Raw genomic sequence first — 17,853 nt, forward strand, 5'->3', positions numbered from 1 at the left:
CACAGGACGCGACCCCGCCAACTACCCTGTTCCGCATGGAAATCCTGGGAACCACGCTGCGCATCTGCGTCGACGACCTGGAGGCCGCGGTGGCCTTCTACGAGGACCTCACGGCCAGTCCGGCGCTGCGCTTCGAGCGCGGCGGTGTCTCGGTCGCCGCGATCAGCTGCTTTCTGCTGATGAGTGGCCCCGAGTCGGAGCTGGAGATCCTGCGCAAGGTCACGGCGACGATCGCGGTGAAGAACGTCGACGACGCGCATGAGTCGCTCACCCGCGTCGGCGCCCGGATACTCGCGGGCCCGGTGCCGACCCCGGTCGGCCGGAACCTGATCGCGGTCCACCCGGACGGCTCGGTCTTCGAGTACGTCGACCGGAACCTGCCGGCCTGATCCGGCAGGTTCCGCAACTCCTGACGCCGCTCCGTAGCCACGCGCGCCGGCACCTCACCCGCCGGTTCGCACGTGGGCGGCTCACTCCAGCGTGTGGCCGGTCAACTCTTCGGGCGCATACGGTAGTTGTACGCGTCGGGCAGTGGCTCGTCGGTGAGCGCCGACCAGACCTCGTCCAGGATCTCCGTCCCCTCCCGCAGGTCCGCGACCTCGAAGCCCTCGTCGAAGACGGCACGGGCCGCCGCACGGTCGCCCTCGGCGAGCAGAAGCCGGGCCTCCAGCAGGCGGAACCGGCCGCGCTGCCGGATCGCCGGGCGCAGCCCGGCCCAGACAGTGCGCGCCTCGTCGGTCCGCCCGGCCGCCAGCAGCGCCTCGACCACCTCATGGCCGAGGGCGGTGGTGGCGGCCGTCCAGGCTTCGCCGTCGTCCCGGCGTTCCGCGCAGAGGTCCTCGAACGCCTCGGCGTAGTGGTCGGCGGCCCTGTTCCGCTGGCCGCCCTCCTGGGCGGCGACGGCAAGGCAGCGCAGCAGCGGCCAGCGGGACGGGGCGAGGGCCAGACCGCGCTCCCAGCTGCGGACCGCCTGGGCGCGGTCGCCGGCATGCCACTGGGCGACGCCGAGGTGGTACTCGGTGAGGGGTTCGGCGGATGCCGTCTCCAGCATGTCGCGCCAGTGTGCGGAGACAAGCGAGGGTCCGGGGGGCGTCACACGGCGCGGCTCGGGGAAGGCGCCCTGATCGAGCAGGTGCAGCCAGGGTGCCTGCTGTTCGCCGAGGGTGGACTCGGCGAACGGTGTGCCCGGGAGCAGGTACTTGCCGCGCCGGACTTCGAGGGCGCCCCAGCCGGAGCCGGTGGCGAGGGACTCGCCGGGCTCGGTGTCGGCGTGCGGGCGCCAGGCCGCGTACGCGGCGTCGACGTCGGCGCGCGGCAGGGCTTCGGCGAGGCGCTGCTCGGTCTCGGCGCGGGCCGCGGCCCAGTCGTCGCCGTGCACGACACCGGGGTCGGCGGTCAGCGGTCCGTACGACTCCAGCCAGCTGAACTCCGCGCCGGGTTCGAGCGGGATGTGCTCCAGCTGGGTACGGGCGAGTCCGGCCTGGATCTCCGCGTAGCCGACGGTGCCGGGTTCGGTGAGCCACTCCTGCCACCGTCGCCCGCCGGGCCCGCTGCCCCAGAGGAACAGCTTGCGTCCGCGCAGCAGGTCGGTGGAGGTCTGGACGAGTCCGTGACCGTCCCCGTCGAGGGAGGCGATCCAGCGGCGGGTGCCGTCGGGCACCTCGTAGAAGTAGTCGGCGGGGAAGTCGCTGCGCAGCGGGTAAGTACGGTCGACGGAACCGGTCTCCGGCACGGGCACCCGGGTCAGGGTCCGCTCGTAGCCGAAGTGCCAGGCCTCGTCGGCAGGGGCCAGGACCCGGGACCGTGCGCCCTCGGGGACGGCGATGTTGGACCACCAGTAGACGGGCGCGGTGTGCTCGTGCGGGTTGCGTATCCGTACCCCGACATGGAGGAAGTCGGAGTCCTCCGGCAGCCACAGGTCCACCTGGAACGGCAGGTCGCGCAGCCGCTCCCACTCCCAGAGCCGGACCATTTCACCACCGTCGGGTGCGGGGACGCGGGCGGCGTGCACCGGGGCGCAGGACAGTGTGGTGTGGCCGGTCGCACCGATGTTCCACTCGATGCCGCCGGAGAACCAGGCGCCGTTGAGAGCGAAGTCGGCAGGCTGCAGGACGGGGTTGGTGTAGAGCAGCTCCCGACCGGTCGGCTTGTGGTGAAGGGAGTGGATCCGGCCGCCGAGCCCGGGCAGGACGGTGGCCCGGAGCCGGTCGTTCTCGATGACGATCGCGTCCAGGTCGGTGGGGGTCCGCTCGCGCCCGTACCCGTCGAGAATGCGCACCGGCAGGACGGTGGTCAGCGGCTCGTAGCCGATCTGCCGCGCCATGTCGCGCGGCAGCCCGGCCCGGTCACGGTCGTCGACGACATGCATCTCGTCGAGCGGCCGCAGCGCGGGCAGCGGGTTTTCCGGGCCCAGCGGTGCGGCGGGCAGAGTCAGTACGGCACGTCGTACGGTCGTGGCCAAAGCAACCTCGCTCCCTCGCGCGGGCCGCCGCAGGTCCGGGCGCCCCCCGATGACCATGGAACACTCTCGAAGCCGCCCCGACCAGGGGCGTCGCCGTCAGACTTCGGCAAAGGCCGCTACGGGCGTCGACGCCGACAATATTCCGCGTGCGTCTCACCCTCGCCGTCGTAGCCTTGATCCTCAACGGTTCATGCGACAGAGGCGGCAGAACGGGATGAGCACCCAGCACACCTACCGAGTGATCGTGCGCGGCACCTGGGAGGGCCTCACGGACGAGGCCCGCGCCCGCCTGCTGGCCGAGGTGGAGCAGCACGGCCTGGAGGCCATGCAGTTCACCGAGGAGGGTTCGCTCACCTACGACACGGTGCTCAAGCACTTCAGCTTCCGGTACGTGGTCGTGTCGGACGCCGAGGACGGCGAAGAGATGGCATCCGCGATCGCCGAGGACCGGGCGGAGACGACGCTGAAGGAGCACGGGTACGGCTACGGACGGCTGCGCTCCACCGCGACGGACATGGACACCATGAAGATCAACTACAAGGGGCGCTGAGCGGCGGACTCGGCGCGACACCGCGTCGGGGGCCGGGGCGGGTGGGCTACTGCCCATTGAACGCGACGAAGCGTTGGGCTGCTTCCCGGGCGTCCTGGCGTCCGGTGTCGATGACGATCGCGTCGACCGTCCGCTGGTTGTCGCCGGCCTGCTCGACGCGCAGGTCGCTGTGACCCCGTCACGGTCGGGTCACGGATTCGAATATGCCCAAAAAAGATACCCTGGGAAAACAAGCATGTACCCAAGGTCACAATTCAGTGTCTTGGGGGCAGCCGTGGCGGATCTTGTACTGGCCGGAATTCTGGGGGCCGTCGCCCTGGCGGTATTCCTCCTCCACTGGGCGCACCAGAGAAGTCGAGAGACCATCACCCAGCTGCGCGCAAAGGTAGCCGCACAGAGGATTGCAGCAACGCCGCTTGGCCGAACGTCCGTTGTAGCTGCCTCTGACGCCCCGGAGGGGCCGGTCCGCCGCAGCGGCGGTGCAGCCGCCCTTCTCGCCTCCTTCGGTGACCGAGCCCGGTCTGCCTGGAGGGGACATCGCACGGCCACCATCACGGTGACAGCCGCCACCGTCGCCATCGTCGGCGCGCACGCCCTGACGTCGGGCGGGAGCACACCCCAAACAGCCACCGCCGCGCCGCCCGCCACTGCCCCGGGCGCCATCCCGGACGCCCGCCAGGACAAGAAAAGGGACGGTCAAGATACGGAGCACAGCCCCGCCGAAGAGGGAGACGACACAGGCACCACCCATGACGACAGCAACGCGCGTGCGTTCTCCGGCCCCGGATCGGTGGCCCCCCTCGAGGGGGAGCCCACCCCTGGGACCAGCAGCACGCCCGCCTCCGGCGGCGAGGACCGGACCGAGCCGCCCACCGGAGGCACCCCGGCCCCGGACCGGACGACGGCACCCGGCCCGCCCGGGACCACCGCACCCGGCCCGGGCGCTTCCCCCGCCACTACGCCGCCACCTCCCACGCCGAAGCCCTCAGCGCCCCAGAAACCGGACACGTGTGACGGCGTGATCGACCTCCACCTACCACTGCTGCCGGACGTCTGCCTCCTGTAGCGCAGAGGGCAGAGCGCGCAGCCAGTTCGGTGATCTTGGTTTTGAGCTGCTGCGACACGTGGCCGTCCGGTGGCCCGGACTCAGGGGCTCCCGCCCTCTGGCGATCACTCCGCCATCGTCGTGGCGTTGCCACCCGGCATCGGCGGCATGCTCGCCCTGCACCAACTCCCGCTGCTCAAGCCCGAAGCAGACCGCGGATCGGAGACCGCGCAGGCCTCGTGACGCTCAAAGGTGCCTCCGGTCGGTCGTCGTCCACAAGCACGTCCGCCCTCAACCGAGTCGAGCGGTTGCGGAGGCTGCCGGTCTGCCCGGAGACATCACTTGGGCAGCCAGGCGCGCCACGTCGACTCGTTCTCGTCGACCCACTTCTTTGCCGCCTCCTGAGGTGAGAGCTTCTGATCGGCGATCATCAGAGCCACCTCGTTCTGCTCCTCGGTGCCCCAGGAGAAGTTCTTGAGGAACTGAGCCGCCTTGCCGCCGTTGCCGGCGAAGCGCGCGTTGAGGTACTTCTTCAGCGGCGTGTGCGGATAGGCGCACTCGACCTTCTCTGCGTCGGCGTCGCAACCATCCTTGTACGGAGGCAGTTCGATCTCCGTCATCGGTACCTTCTCGAACAGCCACTGCGGCTTGTACCAGTAGGTGAGGAACGGCTTCTTCTCCTTGGCGAACTGCTTGATCTGGGTGATCTGCGCCGCTTCGGAGCCCGAGAACACGACCTGATAGTCCAGGCCGAGGTTCTGCACGAGCGCCTTGTCGTTGGTGACGTACGACGGAGAGCCGTCCAGCAACTGGCCCTTGCCGCCGCTCTCGGCGGTGCGGAACTGGTCGGCGTACTTGTTGAGGTTCTTCCAGTCGGTGACGTCGGGGTGCGCCTCGGCGAAGTACGTGGGGACGAACCAGCTGATGTGGCCGGTGACCCCGAGGTCCCCGCCGGGCGTGATCGTCTTCTTGTCCTTGACGTACCGGGCCTCCTGGTCCGGATGGCCCCAGTCCTCCAGGATGGCGTCCACCCGGCCTTGGCTGAGGGCGTCCCAGGCGGGCACCTCGTCGATCTGAACGGTGTCGACGCGGTAGCCCAGCTCGTGTTCGAGGAGGTATTCGGCCACGGCCGTGTTCGCCTGGGCGCCGACCCATGACTGGACCGAGAGCGTCACGGTCCTGGCGCCCTGCGCGTTGGCGAACGGAGAGGGCTGGCGCGTCATGTCCGCCGCCCCGCAGCCGGCAACGGCGACGAGACCGGCGGCGCAGACGAGCGCGATCAGAGGTGTGCGCGGACGAGCCATGTCAGGCCCCCTTTTCGGTGCGGCGCTGTGTCGGCTGCGTGACACGGTCGAGCATCAGGCCGAGGCAGACGATCGCGGCACCTGCGACCAGACCGGTCGCGAGGTCGCCCTGGGCGAGGCCGAACACGACGTCGTAGCCGAGAGCACCTCCGCCGACGAGACCGCCGATGACGACGACGGCGAGTACGAGGACGACTCCCTGGTTGACGGCGAGCAGCAGTGCCGGGCGGGCCAACGGCAGCTGGACCTTGCGCAGCTGCTGCATCCCGGTGGCACCGAGCGAACGCGAGGACTCCATGACGACGGGGTCGACGCTGTTCATTCCCTGTGTGGTGATGCGGACGACGGCGGGCAGCGCGTAGATGACGGCGGCAGCCACCGCCGGTGCGCGACCGACGCCGAACAGAGCGACCACAGGGATGAGGTAGACGAACTGCGGCATCGTCTGGAACACGTCGAGCACCGGACGCAGCAGGCGTTCCACCCGCTCGCTCCGGGAGGCGGCGATACCGACGGCGAAGCCGATCACCAGGGTGACGGCGACGCCGGCCAGCACCTGGGAGAGTGTGTTGAGCGCCGGGTCCCAGACGCCGAGCGCGCCGATCGCGGCCATCGCGAGGACGGCGGTCAGCGTGGTGCGCCATGTGCCGATCACCATGGCGAGTACGGCGACCAGCAGGAGCAGTGCCCACCAGGGCAGCCACTGGAGCCCGTCGCGTACCGGATCGAGGATCCAGGTGGTGAAGTGGGCGGCCCAGTCCGCCGTGCCGCCGATGACGGGCACACCGGAGTAGAGGTGGTCGGTCATCCAGCCGACGGCCTCATTGACCGGCTCTGCGATGCCGACCGTCCAGGCATCGGGCCAGGTCGGCTTGGAGGCGAGCCGCGCCACGACGGCGGCGACGACAGTGCCGGCCATCACGACGGCCCAGCCGGACCAGGCGGGCCGGGCCTGCGGGGCGGTGCCGATGCGGTTGCCGGCCGCGGCGGTGACCCGGTCGAGGACGACGGCGAGCAGCACGATCGGAATGCCGGCGGCGAGCGCGGCGCCGACGTCGACGGAGGCGAGGGCCTGGTAGACGCGGTCACCGAGGCCGCCCGCGCCGATCACGGAGGCGATGACGGCCATCGACAGGGCCATCATGATCGTCTGGTTGAGGCCGAGCAGCAGTTCCTTGCGGGCGAGCGGAAGCCGGGCGGTGAGGAGCCGCTGCCGTCCGGTCGCGCCGAGCGAGGCCGCGGCCTCCATGACGCCGGCGTCGGCGTCGCGCAGTCCGAGCGCGGTCAGCCGGGCCATCGGAGGTGCCGCGTAGATGACGGTCGCGAGGACGGCGGCAGGCACACCGATGCCGAAGACCAGCACCACCGGTAGCAGGTACGCGAAGGCCGGCATGACCTGCATGGTGTCGAGTACCGGGCGCAGAGAGCGGAAGACGCGGTCGGACAGACCGGCGGCCAGGCCGAGCACTGCTCCGAGGATCACGGAGGCCAGGACGGCGACGACCATCAGCGCGAGGGTCTGCATCGTGGGCACCCACATGCCGAGCAGTGCGCAGAGGATGAACGCGGCGACGGCGGTGAGTGCGAGCCGGACACCGGCGACCCGCCAGGCGATCAGACCGGCGGCGGCCGTGACACCGGCCCAGCCGGCGGCGAGCAGGACCAGGTAGATGCCGCGTACGGACAGCACGACGGCGTTGCTGATGTGCCCGAAGAAGTAGAGGAACAGCGGGTGGGTGTCGCGGTTGTCAATGATCCAGTCGCTGACGTCCCCGAGCGGACCGGTCAGATCGACGGTGAGGCTCTCGGGCCATGTCCCGCCGCCGATGAGGAAGGCGCCGAGTATCAGCAGTGCGAGGGCGCCGACCAGCACGACGCCGGTGCGGTGCCGCGCGAAGGAGGAGGCCGGCGTGGAGGCGTCCAGCCCGGTGGTGCGCGGAGCGGTGACAGTGGCGGTCATCGCGACCACCCCACGCTCGTGGGCCAGGAGGCCCGCGCGGCGGCCCGGCATTCCGGCGCGGACGGGTCAGCTGACGTATCGCCCGGCGGAGCCGAGGAGGTACTCACATGCATCACGCGGCCTCCTTCACGGCCGGTATCCCGGCTACGACGCCGAGCAGGCAGGCGTGGTCGACCACGCCCAGGCAGCGGCCGTCGTCGACCACGCGTGCCGTCCTGCCGGTTCGGACGACCGCCTCGATCGCATCGGAGACCGTGGTACCGGGTGCAAGCGCCGGGCCCGAGATGCTCTCCTCGCCGTCGGCGGGACGCATGGCGGTCAGCACCGTCACGACCTGCTCACGCGGCACGTCGCGCACGAAGTCCCGTACGTAGTCGTCGGCCGGCGTCACCACGATCTCCTCCGGAGTGCCCAGCTGCACGATCCGTCCGTCGCGCATGAGCGCGATGCGGTCGCCGAGCTTGAGTGCCTCGTTCAGGTCGTGGGTGATGAAGACCATCGTGCGACCCTCCTCGCGGTGCAGGCGTACGACTTCCTCCTGCATGTCGCGGCGGATCAGCGGGTCGAGCGCGCTGAACGGCTCGTCGAACAGCAGCACTTCGGGGTCGACGGCGAGCGCACGCGCAAGTCCGACCCGCTGCTGCTGACCGCCGGAGAGCTGTCCCGGACGGCGGTTCTCCATGCCGTCGAGGCCGACCTTGGCGATGAACTCGGCCGCCCGCTCGCGCCGCTGCGCGCGGCCCATGCCCTGGATCTCGAGCCCGTAGGCCACGTTGTCGATGACCGAGCGATGCGGCAGCAGGCCGAAGTGCTGGAAGACCATGGCGGCGCGGTGGCGGCGCAGTTCGCGCAGCCGGCCGGCGTCCATCGACAGCACGTCCTCGCCGTCGATGGTGACCTCACCGGACGTCGGCTCGATGAGCCGGGTGAGGCAGCGCACGAGCGTGGACTTGCCGGACCCGGACAGGCCCATGACGACGAACACCTCGCCCTTGCGGACGTCGAACGAGACGTCGCGCACGGCTGCGGTGCAGCCGGTGCGTTCGCGCAGCTCGGCCGGGGTGAGCGCACCGAGTTCGGCATCACCGGGGACGCGGTAGGCCTTGGGACCGAACACCTTCCACAGGTCGCGTACGGAGAAAACGTGCGGCGGCGTGTTCATCAGGCATGACCCCCAGGAGTGGCACCGAGCAGATCTGCGCATTTCTCCCCGACCATCAGCACGCCGATCATCGGGTTGACGGTCGTCATCGTCGGGAAGACGGACGCGTCGGCTATCCGGATGCCGTCGAGGCCCCGGATCGTCAGGTCGGGTTCGACAACGGCGAGTTCGTCGTCGGCCGCGCCCATGCGGCAGGTGCCGGCCGGGTGGTAGACGGTGTGCGCGACCTTGCGCGCGTACTCGCTGATGTCCTCGTCGGAGGTGATCTCGGGCCCCGGGCAGACCTCGCGCTTCAGCCAGCCGGCCAGCGGTTCCTGCGCTGCGATCTCGCGGGCGATCCTGATCCCGTCGACGAGCGTGCGGCCGTCGTAGTCGTCCTCGTCGGTGAAGTACCGGAAGTCGAGTGCGGGTTTGACCTCGGGGTCGGGGCTGGTCAGGTACAGCCGTCCGCGGCTCTTCGGCTTCGGGATGTTCGGCGTCATCGACACGCCGTGCGCGGGCCGCTCATAGCCGAGGCGCTCGGGGTTGTCGGTGAACGGGATCTGGTAGAAGTGGAACATCAGGTCGGGGCCCTGGCTGTTCGGATCCCGCCGTACGAAGAGCCCGGCGTCGCTGTCCATCGCCGAGTTCTCGGGGATCGGCCCGTGCGTCTCCCAGACGATGACGGACTCGGGATGGTCGAGCAGGTTCTCACCGACACCCGGCAGGTCGTGCACCACGGGGATGCCGAGCTTCTCCAGCTCCTCGCGGTGCCCGATGCCGGAGTGCATCAGCAGCCTCGGGGTGTCCACCGCACCGGCGCACACCACCACTTCTCGCCGCGCCCGCACGACCCGCTCCGCACCGTCCTTGGTCCGCACGTGCACGCCGGTCGCACGCATTCCTTCCAGCTCCAGCCGGAACGCCCAGGTCTCCAGGGCGATGTGGAGGTTCGGGCGGTCGAGGAAGGGGTGCAGATACGCCACCGACGCCGAGGAACGCTTGTTGTTCTCGGGATGGTAGGCGAGGTCGAAGAAGCCGACACCGTCCCGGAAGGCCTCCTTGTTGAAGCCCTCGACGCGCGGCACCCCGAGCGTGGTCTGCGCCGCGTCGACGAAGTCGCGGGCGATGGCGTTCCGGTCGGCCTCGTCGACGGGGACGATGTTGTTGCGCAGCTTGTGGAAGTACGGGTCCATCGACGCCGCGTCCCAGCCGGCCGCGCCCGCCTCGGCCCACTCGTCCCAGTCGGACGGCAGCGGCTTGAAGGCGATGAGGGTGTTGTGGGACGAACAGCCGCCGAGCACCCGGGCCCGGCTGTGGCGGATGTTCGAGTTGCCGCGGGGCTGCTCGGTGGTGGGGTAGTCGTAGTCCAGCTCACCGCCGAGGAGGCCCATCCAGCGGCGCAGGGTCAGGACGTCGTCCCGACCCACGTCGCTCGGTCCGCCCTCGATGAGGGCAACGGTGATGTCCGGGTTCTCGGTGAGCCGGGAGGCGATCACCGAACCTGCGGTGCCGCCCCCGACGATGACGTAGTCGTAGTCGGTCATGTTCTCCACCTCTGCTCCCGTTCAGCCCGCGAACCAGCGCACAGGGCGCGGGGCGAGGTTCTGGTAGATGTGCTTGGCCTCGCGGTACTCGGCCAGGCCCGTCGGGCCCAGCTCCCGGCCGATGCCGGACTTCCCGAAGCCGCCCCACTCCGCCTGCGGCAGGTAGGGGTGGAAGTCGTTGATCCAGACGGTGCCGTGGCGCAGCCGGCCCGCGACCCGGCGTCCGCGGCCCGCGTCCGCAGTCCACACGGCGCCGGCGAGTCCGTACTCGGTGTCGTTCGCGAGGGCGACGGCCTCGTCCTCGGTACGGAAGGTCTCGACGGTCAGGACCGGCCCGAAGATCTCCTCGCGCACGACGCGCATGGATCGGTCGCAGTGGTCCAGAACCGTGGGCCGATAGAAGTACCCGGGGCCTTCGGGACGCTCGCCACCGGCCCGCAGCACCGCACCTTCCTTCAGCGCGGAGGCCACGAACTCCTCGGTCCTGACGAGCTGCTGCTCGGAGACGAGAGGACCGCATTCGACACCGTCGTCGGTGCCGCGGCCGATACGGATCCTCGCGGCGCGCCGGGCGAGTTCGGTGACGAAGCGGTCGCGGACCGACTCCTCGATGATCAGCCGGGAACCGGCGGAGCAGACCTGCCCGCTGTGGATGAACGCGGCGTTCAGTGCCTGATCGACGGCGGTGTCGAAGCCCTCGTCGGTGGCGCACGCGTCCGCGAACACCACGTTGGGGTTCTTGCCGCCGAGTTCGAGCGCGACCTTCTTGACGGTGTCCGCGGCGGCCCGCATCACCTTCGTACCGCTGGCGAGTCCGCCGGTGAAGGAGACGAGATCGACGTCGGGGTGGTCGGCGATCCGGGCACCGACGGCGGCACCGGCACCGGTGACGATGTTGGCCACACCTGCGGGCAGTCCGGCCTCGACGAGCAGCGCGACGAGGGCAACGGTGGTCAGCGGCGTGATCTCACTGGGCTTGACCACAAAGGTGTTGCCCGCGGCGAGTGCGGGCGCGATCTTCCAACTGGCCTGGAGCAGCGGGTAGTTCCAGGGCGTGATGAGTCCGCAGACTCCGACGGGCTCGTGCACGACAACGCTGTGGATCTCGTCGGATCCGGCGTCGACGACGCGTCCGCCGCTCTCGTTCATGACGAGGTCGGCGAAGTAGCGGAAGGCGTCGCGCACGCAGTCCACGTCGACGCGTCCCTCTTCGAGCGTCTTGCCGGCGTCCCGGCACTCCAGAGCGCCGATCTTCTCCCGGTCGCGCTCCAGCAGGTCGGCCACCCGCCTGAGCAGTGCGGCCCGCTCCGCGACGGGCGTGTGTGGCCAGGGCCCCTTGTCGAAGGCGGCCCTGGCTGCGGCGACGGCGGCGTCCGTGTCCGCGACGCCACCCTCCGCGACGACGGCGAACGCCGTCGCGTCGACGGGGTCGAGAATCTCGCGCGTGGCGCCGGAGGCGGCTTCTCGCCACTCTCCGCCTACGTGAATGGTCTTTTGTGCCGACACGTCGAGCCTCGCCCTTCTTGAGCCGGTTTGTCTGATACGGGGCGCATCCCAGCGGTCTGGTCCTCTTCCCCGGAAGGTGAAAGCCATGCGCAACGATTGACCGAAAGTGACTGGGCTCACGCGCGTGTGCTGCTGCGGAGGCTCTCCGCATGCGATCCCCACGTCAGGCGGCAGGCCGGGCCGGTTGGCACGATGCGCGGAGTTCCGGCCCGAGGCGGCTCCTCGGCGGGAAGGGCACGGGATTCCGTGCCGTGGGAGGTCAGTTGGGTATCCGGCCGGCCGCGTGGGCTCTCCCACACCCCGGTCCGTGGCCTGACCACTTACCTGCGGCCCGTCCCCCTGGTCACCGAGTGCTTCAGCTTCCACGGCCCCCGGATCGATCGAACACACATCAGTCGCTACGGGGACGTCGGACCAAGCCCAGCCAATGTGCGATCACCACCGGTGGAACATCCCCCGGCGCCGCCGAGGCAGTCACGACGCCGCGTCCACCCGCAACAAAAGAATTGACCATATGTTCGAATTCTTTGCCGGTCAGGGTGCACGAACAACCAATAGCGTGGCCAGCCAGTCACCAGTCATGTCCCTCGACCAGGAGGCAGTCAGACCATGGCCGCAAAACCTGAAGGCACGCCCTGTTGGGCCGACGCGATGTTCCCCGACCTGGAGGCCGCCAAGGGCTTCTACGGTGAACTGCTGGGCTGGAACTTCGGCGAGTCGTCGGAGGAGTACGGCAACTACACGCAGGCGTACTCGGGCGGCAAGAATGTCGCCGCCGTCTCCCCCCAGATGCCCGGCTGGGAAGGCCCGCCGGCCTGGAACATCTACCTCGCCTCGTCGGACGTCGACGCCGCCGCCGCCAAGATCCGCGACAATGGCGGCGAGTTGATGATGGAGCCCATGTCCGTCGGCGAGTTCGGCAAGATGCTGATGGCCAAGGACCCGAGCGGCGTCGTCTTCGGCGTCTGGCAGGCGGGCACGCACGAGGGCTTCGAGAAGCAGGACGAGGCCGGCGCGTTCTGCTGGGCCGAGGTCACCACACGCGATGTCGAGAAGGCCGACGGTTTCTTCCCCGCTGTCTTCGGTTACGGCGTGAAGACCATGCAGGACGAGGCCATCGACTTCAAGCTCTACGACCTCGACGACGACACCGCGCTCGGCCGGATGAAGATGACGAAGGACTGGCCGGCCGAGGTCCCTCCGTACGTCAACGTCTACTTCTCCGTCGACAACTGCGACGACGCGATCGCCACCGTCACCAAACACGGCGGCCACGTGCACTTCGGCCCGCACGACAGCCCGTTCGGCCGCTTCGCGGCCGTCTCCGACCCGCAGGGCGCGGCCTTTTCCGTGATCGACGTCAAGACGACGAAGGGTGAGATGCCCAAGATCACCTGAGCGACGGGGAACCGCCGCCCCTCCCTCGTCCGGTCCGCGGCGGCTCGTCGGCCGCGGACCGACTACGAAGGACGCTGAGCGACAGGATCGGTCCCCTCTCCTACTGCTGCGGCAGCGGATCGGCGCGCTCATCCCCGCGGTTCGGCTCCGGAGCCGAGGCGTCACTCGTCAGCATGGATGATCTTTCCGTGGGGGCGGTCCCAGTGGTGGGCGGGTGGCCGGTGGATCGCGATGAGGGCGGCGTCGTCACCGAGGCGTCCGCCGGCGTGAGCGAGGAGATCACGCTGGATGTGGTGCAGGAGTGCCTTGGGGTTGCACTCGGTCCACTGTGCCGCGCGCTGCGCGAACGGATAGAAGTCACCGGCCCGGTCACGGGCCTCGATGACGCCGTCGGTGTACAGGACGAGGGTGTCTCCGACCTCGAAGGTGAACACGTCAAGAGTGTGGGCCGTTCGCATCAGGCCGAGCCCCAGCGGAGGCGCGGGGTGCAGGCTCGGGACGGTGACGGAGTGGCCGGGGCTGAGCAGCAGGGGCGGAGGGTGCCCGCAGCCGGTCATCCGGGTGATGTGATCGTTGTCGGAGATCTCCAGCAGCAGGGCGGTGACGAAGCGTTCCCCGACCTCACCCTCCGGCTCGGAGAATTCTGCCTGGTAGCGGTCCACGCTCTGATCCAGGGCGTCGGCCAGTGCGGGCAGGGACGTGTGCTGGTGGGCGGCCTCGCGGAAGGCGCCGAGGAGCAGTGCTGCCTCTCCGATGGCCGCCAGGCCCTTGCCCCGTACATCCCCGATCATCACTCGGGTACCGCCGTCGGTGCGGGTCGCCGCGTACAGGTCACCGCCGATCTCGGCCTCGTCCTCGGCGGCCAGGTACAGGCAGGCAGTCCGCAGTGGACCGATCCGGTCCGGGAGGGGCCACAGCAGCACGTGCTGCGCGGCCTCGGCCACCGACCGCACCTGGGCCAGCTTCCTTTCGCGCCGCTCGCGCACCACGCAGAAGCCCACGATCAGACATGAGAGCACCGCCAGCGCGACGACCTGCACCACCACGTTGCGGGAGAATTGCGCGCCGAAGTGCCAGCCGATGTACGCCTGGGCAGCTACGGCGAGGAGTCCGATCGCGCCGGTCAGCCGGGGACCGGCGAACGAGGCAGTGATCGCCGGTGCGATGACCAGCAGCGGACCGAGGTGCACGTCGGCCGGGACCAGGATGTCCACGACCGTGATCACCACGATGAACGCGATCGGGATCACCAGCAGTGCATGGCTCGACTGCCATGGCCGCCAACCGGCAGAACGCTGCCCACCTCCCATGACTTCCACAGTGCACCGTCCGAGGGGGACTGACGAGCTGGGCACACCACGAAGACATGGCCGGGCGTGGAAGTCCGCCTTGCGGCAGTCGTCGAGCAGGCGCATGCGCGCGCTCCGACAACGCCGTGCGGCGCCGTAGTGCCGTTGTGCGCCCGTCAGGGGTTACGGGACAGCCCTTGGGCCGCCCCCGACGCCTTGAACGCGATCCGCCGGGGCGGCCGCACGGCCGCGTCCCGAGTCCCGCAACTCACTGCGGAAGGCACAGCTCCGCCCAGATGATCTTGCCACGTGCGGCGTAGCGGGTGCCCCAGTGGTCGGTGAGCTGGGCGACGAGGAACAGGCCGCGACCGCCCTCGTCGTCGGTGTGGGCCCGGCGCAGATGCGGAGCCGTGCTGTTGCCGTCGGACACTTCGCAGATGAGGCTCTGATCGTGGATCAGGCGTAGCCTGATGGGCGGCTTGCCGTACCGGATGGCGTTGGTGACCAGCTCGCTGACCACCAGTTCGGCGACGTACGCCAGATCCTGCAGCCCCCACAGGTCCAGCTGCCGGGTGGCCGCGGCCCGCGCGTCCACCACGATGGCGGGATCCAACGGCAGATCCCAGGAAGCCACGCGGTCCGGGCCGAGTGCGCGGGTGCGGGCGACCAGCAGCGCGACATCGTCCGGCGGCCGGAACGGCAGCAGCGTCGCGATCAGCTGATCGCAGATGTCCTCGAGCGTGGGCTCCGGTTGGGACAGGATGCGGCGCAGCGAGTCCAGGCCGATGTCGATGTCCTGGTCCCGGGCCAGGATCAGCCCGTTGGTGTACAGGACGAGCAGGCTGCCCTCGGCAAGGTCCAGTTCGGTCGTCTCGAACGGCAGTCCCCCCAGACCCAGCGGAGGCCCTGCGGGTACCTCCGGGAAGTCGACGCTGCCGCCGGGGCCCACCACAGCGGGCGGATAGTGGCCGGCACTGGCGAGCGTGCAGCGCCGCTCGGCGGGGTCGTACACCGCGTACAGACAGGTTGCCCCGATCGCGGGCCCGTCGGCGTGCGGTTCGTCGCGGCCCCCACCTTCTTCCTCGGTGAGGCGGGCCACCAGGTCGTCGAGATGGGTGAGCAGTTCGTCGGGCGGCAGGTCCAGGTCGGCCAGGGTGTGTACCGCAGCGCGCAACCGCCCCATGGTGGCGGAGGCCTGTACTCCGTGTCCGGGCACATCCCCCACGACCAGGGCCACCCGGGCCCCGGACAGCGGGATCACATCGAACCAGTCCCCGCCCAGATCGGTGTCCGAGCCGGCGGGCTGGTAGCGGCCGGCGACCTCCACCGCGTTGAGCACCGGCAGGCGTTGCGGGAGCAGGCTGCGCTGCAGGGCCAGGGCGGTCTTGCGTTCGCGCGTGTAGCGGCGGGCGTTGTCCATGGAGAGGGCGGCCCGGGAGGCCAGTTCGGCGGCCAAGGTGACGTCGTCGTCGTCAAAGGGCTCGGGATCCCGCCACCGGTAGAACGTGACCACGCCCATCAGGACGTTCCGCGCGGTCAGGGGTACGGCGATGAGCGAGTGGACCCTGGTGGCACGGATGATTGCAGCCCGCTTGGGATCCTCGTCCAGCCACGGCGCCGTGAGGTCCAGGTGAGCGATGAATTTCGCCTCGAGATCGGCCATGCACAGGGCCTGGGGCAAGGCCGGACCGAATCGGCTCAGTTCGCCCACGGCCAACGCCTTCGGTGGCCGCGTCGACTCGGAAACGGTCTCGTGGGCCGCACGACGCAATGTGAGGCCCTGGTCGGGCGGGCCCGGTGTGGGCGTGTCGCCCCGGAGCACCGAGTCCAGCAGATCCACCGTCACGCTGTCCGCCAGTCGGTGGAGCGCCACTTCGGCCAGTTCCTTCGCGGTGCGCCCCACATCCAGGGTGGTGCCGATACGTATGCTCGCCTCGTTGATCAGCTGCATCCGCTCCCTGGCCCGATGGGCATCGGTGATGTCGACGACCGCGTGGCACAGTCCGAGCACCGTTCCCTCGGAGTCCTGGAGCCGGAAGATCCCGGTGGACCAGACGTGCTCGCGGCTGGGATCGGCCGGGGTGAGGCCGCGTTGGATGAAGTCGAGCACCGGTTCGCCGGTGGCCAGGACGCGTTTCATCACCGTCTCGACCTCGGCGGCGTTCAGGTCGGGCAGCGCCTCGCTGATCTTCTTGCCCAGCCGCTGCCCGATCGGCACGCCGGTCATCCGCTCCAGCGCCAGATTGCGCCGGGTGCAGCGGAGATCGGTGTCGGAGACCAGCAGACCGACCGGTGACTGGTCGAACAGGCCGGACAGTACCGCGAAGTCTTCCTCCCACCGCCGCGTCTCGGCCTCCTCGGCGGCCAGCAGCAGCCAGAACCGTGCCTCGTCCGGGCCCACCCAGGGGTGTGCCCGCAGGGCCACCGCCAGCTCTCGCCCGTCCTTGCATCGCAGAGTGGCACCGACGTGCCGCCCCTGCGCCGCCTCGTGGCTCAGGTCGGCGGCCGCCGTGAGGAATGCTGCGCGCCCGGCAGTGGCGAGCAGGGACGCAGCAGGCTGCCCCAGAACCTCGGCAGCTTCGTAGCCCAGCAACTGCTCCGCACCCGCACTCCACCCGACGAGAACCCCGCGGGCGTCCATCACCGCTGCGGCCGCTCGATTCGCAGCGAACGGACTGCAGGACGGACTGCCGACCTCGGTGTGGTGTGTGTCCGGTGCCATGCACCCCGTCCTTGCCGTGTCGTCCTCAGAGACCTTCCCAAGACAGTCCTGCTCGCGAACGCACTCCGATTATCATCCGCCGTGTCCGAATGGGCCTTTCCTGGTCACCGGCCCGGCCGGCACCGATCCGGTGGAGACGGTGAAGAGACCTCCACCGGGGTCGCTGATGACGGACTCGGTCCCGCCGCCCGGGGACGGAGCCAGGGGAGTGGCGGTTCCTCCTGCCCTGCGTGCGGCGACGACGACCGGTTCCACGTCGTCGACCCGGAAGTGCACGTGCCAGCGTGGCCGCACGCGGGGGTCGGGAGATTCCCCGACGCCGCCTCCGCGCACGGTGGCCACGGTGTTCTTGACCTGCCGCACGGTGACGGTGTCGTTCTCGTAGGCGTAGGCGACCTCGCAGCCGCCGGGTTCGCCGGAGGCCCAGTCGAAGATCTGTGCGTAGAAGATGGCGGCGTCGAACGCGTCCCGGGTGCGCAGTTCGAGAAAGGCCGGTGGGTTGCCGTGCTCGTCCGACCAGCGAAGCGCCCGGCCTTCCCAGAAGCCGAAGACGGCCCCGTCGCGGTCGGCTGCCACCGCGCCCCGGCCCAGGGGGAATCGCACCGGACCGACGGCGACGGTGCCGCCGCGCTCACGGACCCGGGCCGCGGTGGCGTCCGCGTCCGCCACGGCGAAGTACGGGGTCCACGACCCGGCCACCGGCCGCCCGGGGGCGGCCACTTCACCCATCCCGGCCACCGGCCTCCCCTGGGCGAAGGCGACCGAGAAGCCCGTTCCCAGGCTGCCCGGCCGGAACTCCCATCCCAGAACGGCCGAGTAGAAGTCCTGCGTGGCGCGCAGGTTGCGGGTCATGAGGTTGACCCAGCACGGTGTTCCGCACACCGGCATGACGTGCCCTGTGGGCGTCATCAGCGTTGTCTCCTCGCCCCC

The 17,853-nt window shown here is 69.9% G+C and carries 13 protein-coding genes; 4 read left to right on the forward strand and 9 right to left on the reverse strand.

Annotated features, from left to right (window positions below):
* The first annotated feature begins 35 nt into the window (after window positions 1–35).
* On the forward strand, window positions 36–389 hold the full coding sequence (locus ACWCP8_RS10735; protein WP_030971888.1) for a VOC family protein: 354 nt from the start codon (window positions 36–38) through the stop codon (window positions 387–389).
* A gap of 101 nt (window positions 390–490) precedes the next feature.
* Here ACWCP8_RS10735 and ACWCP8_RS10740 read toward each other — a convergent pair whose 3' ends face one another.
* Window positions 491–2,461, reverse strand: a complete 1,971-nt coding sequence (locus tag ACWCP8_RS10740) for a DUF5107 domain-containing protein (protein ID WP_451115419.1) — start codon at window positions 2,459–2,461, stop codon at window positions 491–493.
* A 214-nt stretch (window positions 2,462–2,675) separates the two neighbouring features.
* On the opposite strand from ACWCP8_RS10740, the gene ACWCP8_RS10745 reads away from it, so the two are divergent.
* Together ACWCP8_RS10745 and ACWCP8_RS10750 are read left to right on the forward strand one after the other, a co-directional pair.
* Complete coding sequence (locus ACWCP8_RS10745; protein WP_266999974.1) at window positions 2,676–3,011, forward strand: DUF6204 family protein; 336 nt, start codon at window positions 2,676–2,678, stop codon at window positions 3,009–3,011.
* Window positions 3,012–3,567: 556 nt separating this feature from the next.
* Window positions 3,568–4,077, forward strand: coding sequence for a hypothetical protein (locus ACWCP8_RS10750; RefSeq protein WP_451115421.1), 510 nt, complete (start codon window positions 3,568–3,570; stop codon window positions 4,075–4,077).
* A gap of 317 nt (window positions 4,078–4,394) precedes the next feature.
* Here the strand turns inward: ACWCP8_RS10750 and ACWCP8_RS10755 are convergent, their stop codons facing one another.
* The 5 genes from ACWCP8_RS10755 to ACWCP8_RS10775 form a co-directional block, all read right to left on the reverse strand.
* Entirely contained in the window at window positions 4,395–5,360 is a 966-nt protein-coding gene (locus ACWCP8_RS10755; protein ID WP_451115423.1) for an ABC transporter substrate-binding protein, read from the reverse strand.
* 1 nt (window position 5,361) lies between these two features.
* Window positions 5,362–7,320 carry an ABC transporter permease gene (locus tag ACWCP8_RS10760; RefSeq protein ID WP_451115425.1) on the reverse strand — a complete coding sequence of 653 codons (1,959 nt, stop codon included), beginning with the start codon at window positions 7,318–7,320 and terminating at the stop codon, window positions 5,362–5,364.
* Window positions 7,321–7,432: 112 nt separating this feature from the next.
* Window positions 7,433–8,482 carry a quaternary amine ABC transporter ATP-binding protein gene (locus ACWCP8_RS10765; protein WP_451115427.1) on the reverse strand — a complete coding sequence of 350 codons (1,050 nt, stop codon included), beginning with the start codon at window positions 8,480–8,482 and terminating at the stop codon, window positions 7,433–7,435.
* The gene (locus tag ACWCP8_RS10770; protein WP_451115429.1) at window positions 8,482–10,008 is read right to left on the reverse strand and encodes a GMC family oxidoreductase; all 1,527 of its coding nucleotides are present in this window, start codon (window positions 10,006–10,008) and stop codon (window positions 8,482–8,484) included. The genes ACWCP8_RS10765 and ACWCP8_RS10770 overlap by 1 nt, the downstream gene beginning before the upstream one ends.
* 21 nt (window positions 10,009–10,029) lie before the next feature.
* On the reverse strand, window positions 10,030–11,514 hold the full coding sequence (locus tag ACWCP8_RS10775; protein ID WP_352267297.1) for an aldehyde dehydrogenase family protein: 1,485 nt from the start codon (window positions 11,512–11,514) through the stop codon (window positions 10,030–10,032).
* 609 nt (window positions 11,515–12,123) lie between these two features.
* Between ACWCP8_RS10775 and ACWCP8_RS10780 the strand changes: the two genes are divergently transcribed.
* Window positions 12,124–12,912: a VOC family protein gene (locus ACWCP8_RS10780; RefSeq protein WP_451115431.1), complete on the forward strand. Its 789-nt coding sequence runs from the start codon at window positions 12,124–12,126 to the stop codon at window positions 12,910–12,912.
* A gap of 161 nt (window positions 12,913–13,073) precedes the next feature.
* On the opposite strand, the gene ACWCP8_RS10785 is transcribed toward ACWCP8_RS10780, so the two are convergent.
* The 3 genes from ACWCP8_RS10785 to ACWCP8_RS10795 form a co-directional block, all read right to left on the reverse strand.
* Window positions 13,074–14,222, reverse strand: coding sequence for a PP2C family protein-serine/threonine phosphatase (locus ACWCP8_RS10785; RefSeq protein WP_451115433.1), 1,149 nt, complete (start codon window positions 14,220–14,222; stop codon window positions 13,074–13,076).
* A gap of 247 nt (window positions 14,223–14,469) precedes the next feature.
* Window positions 14,470–16,923 carry a SpoIIE family protein phosphatase gene (locus tag ACWCP8_RS10790; RefSeq protein WP_451115435.1) on the reverse strand — a complete coding sequence of 818 codons (2,454 nt, stop codon included), beginning with the start codon at window positions 16,921–16,923 and terminating at the stop codon, window positions 14,470–14,472.
* 72 nt (window positions 16,924–16,995) lie between these two features.
* The gene (locus tag ACWCP8_RS10795; RefSeq protein WP_451115437.1) at window positions 16,996–17,832 is read right to left on the reverse strand and encodes a VOC family protein; all 837 of its coding nucleotides are present in this window, start codon (window positions 17,830–17,832) and stop codon (window positions 16,996–16,998) included.
* Between the last annotated feature and the right edge of the window lie 21 nt (window positions 17,833–17,853).

This window comes from Streptomyces sp. NPDC002206 (genome assembly GCF_053593595.1).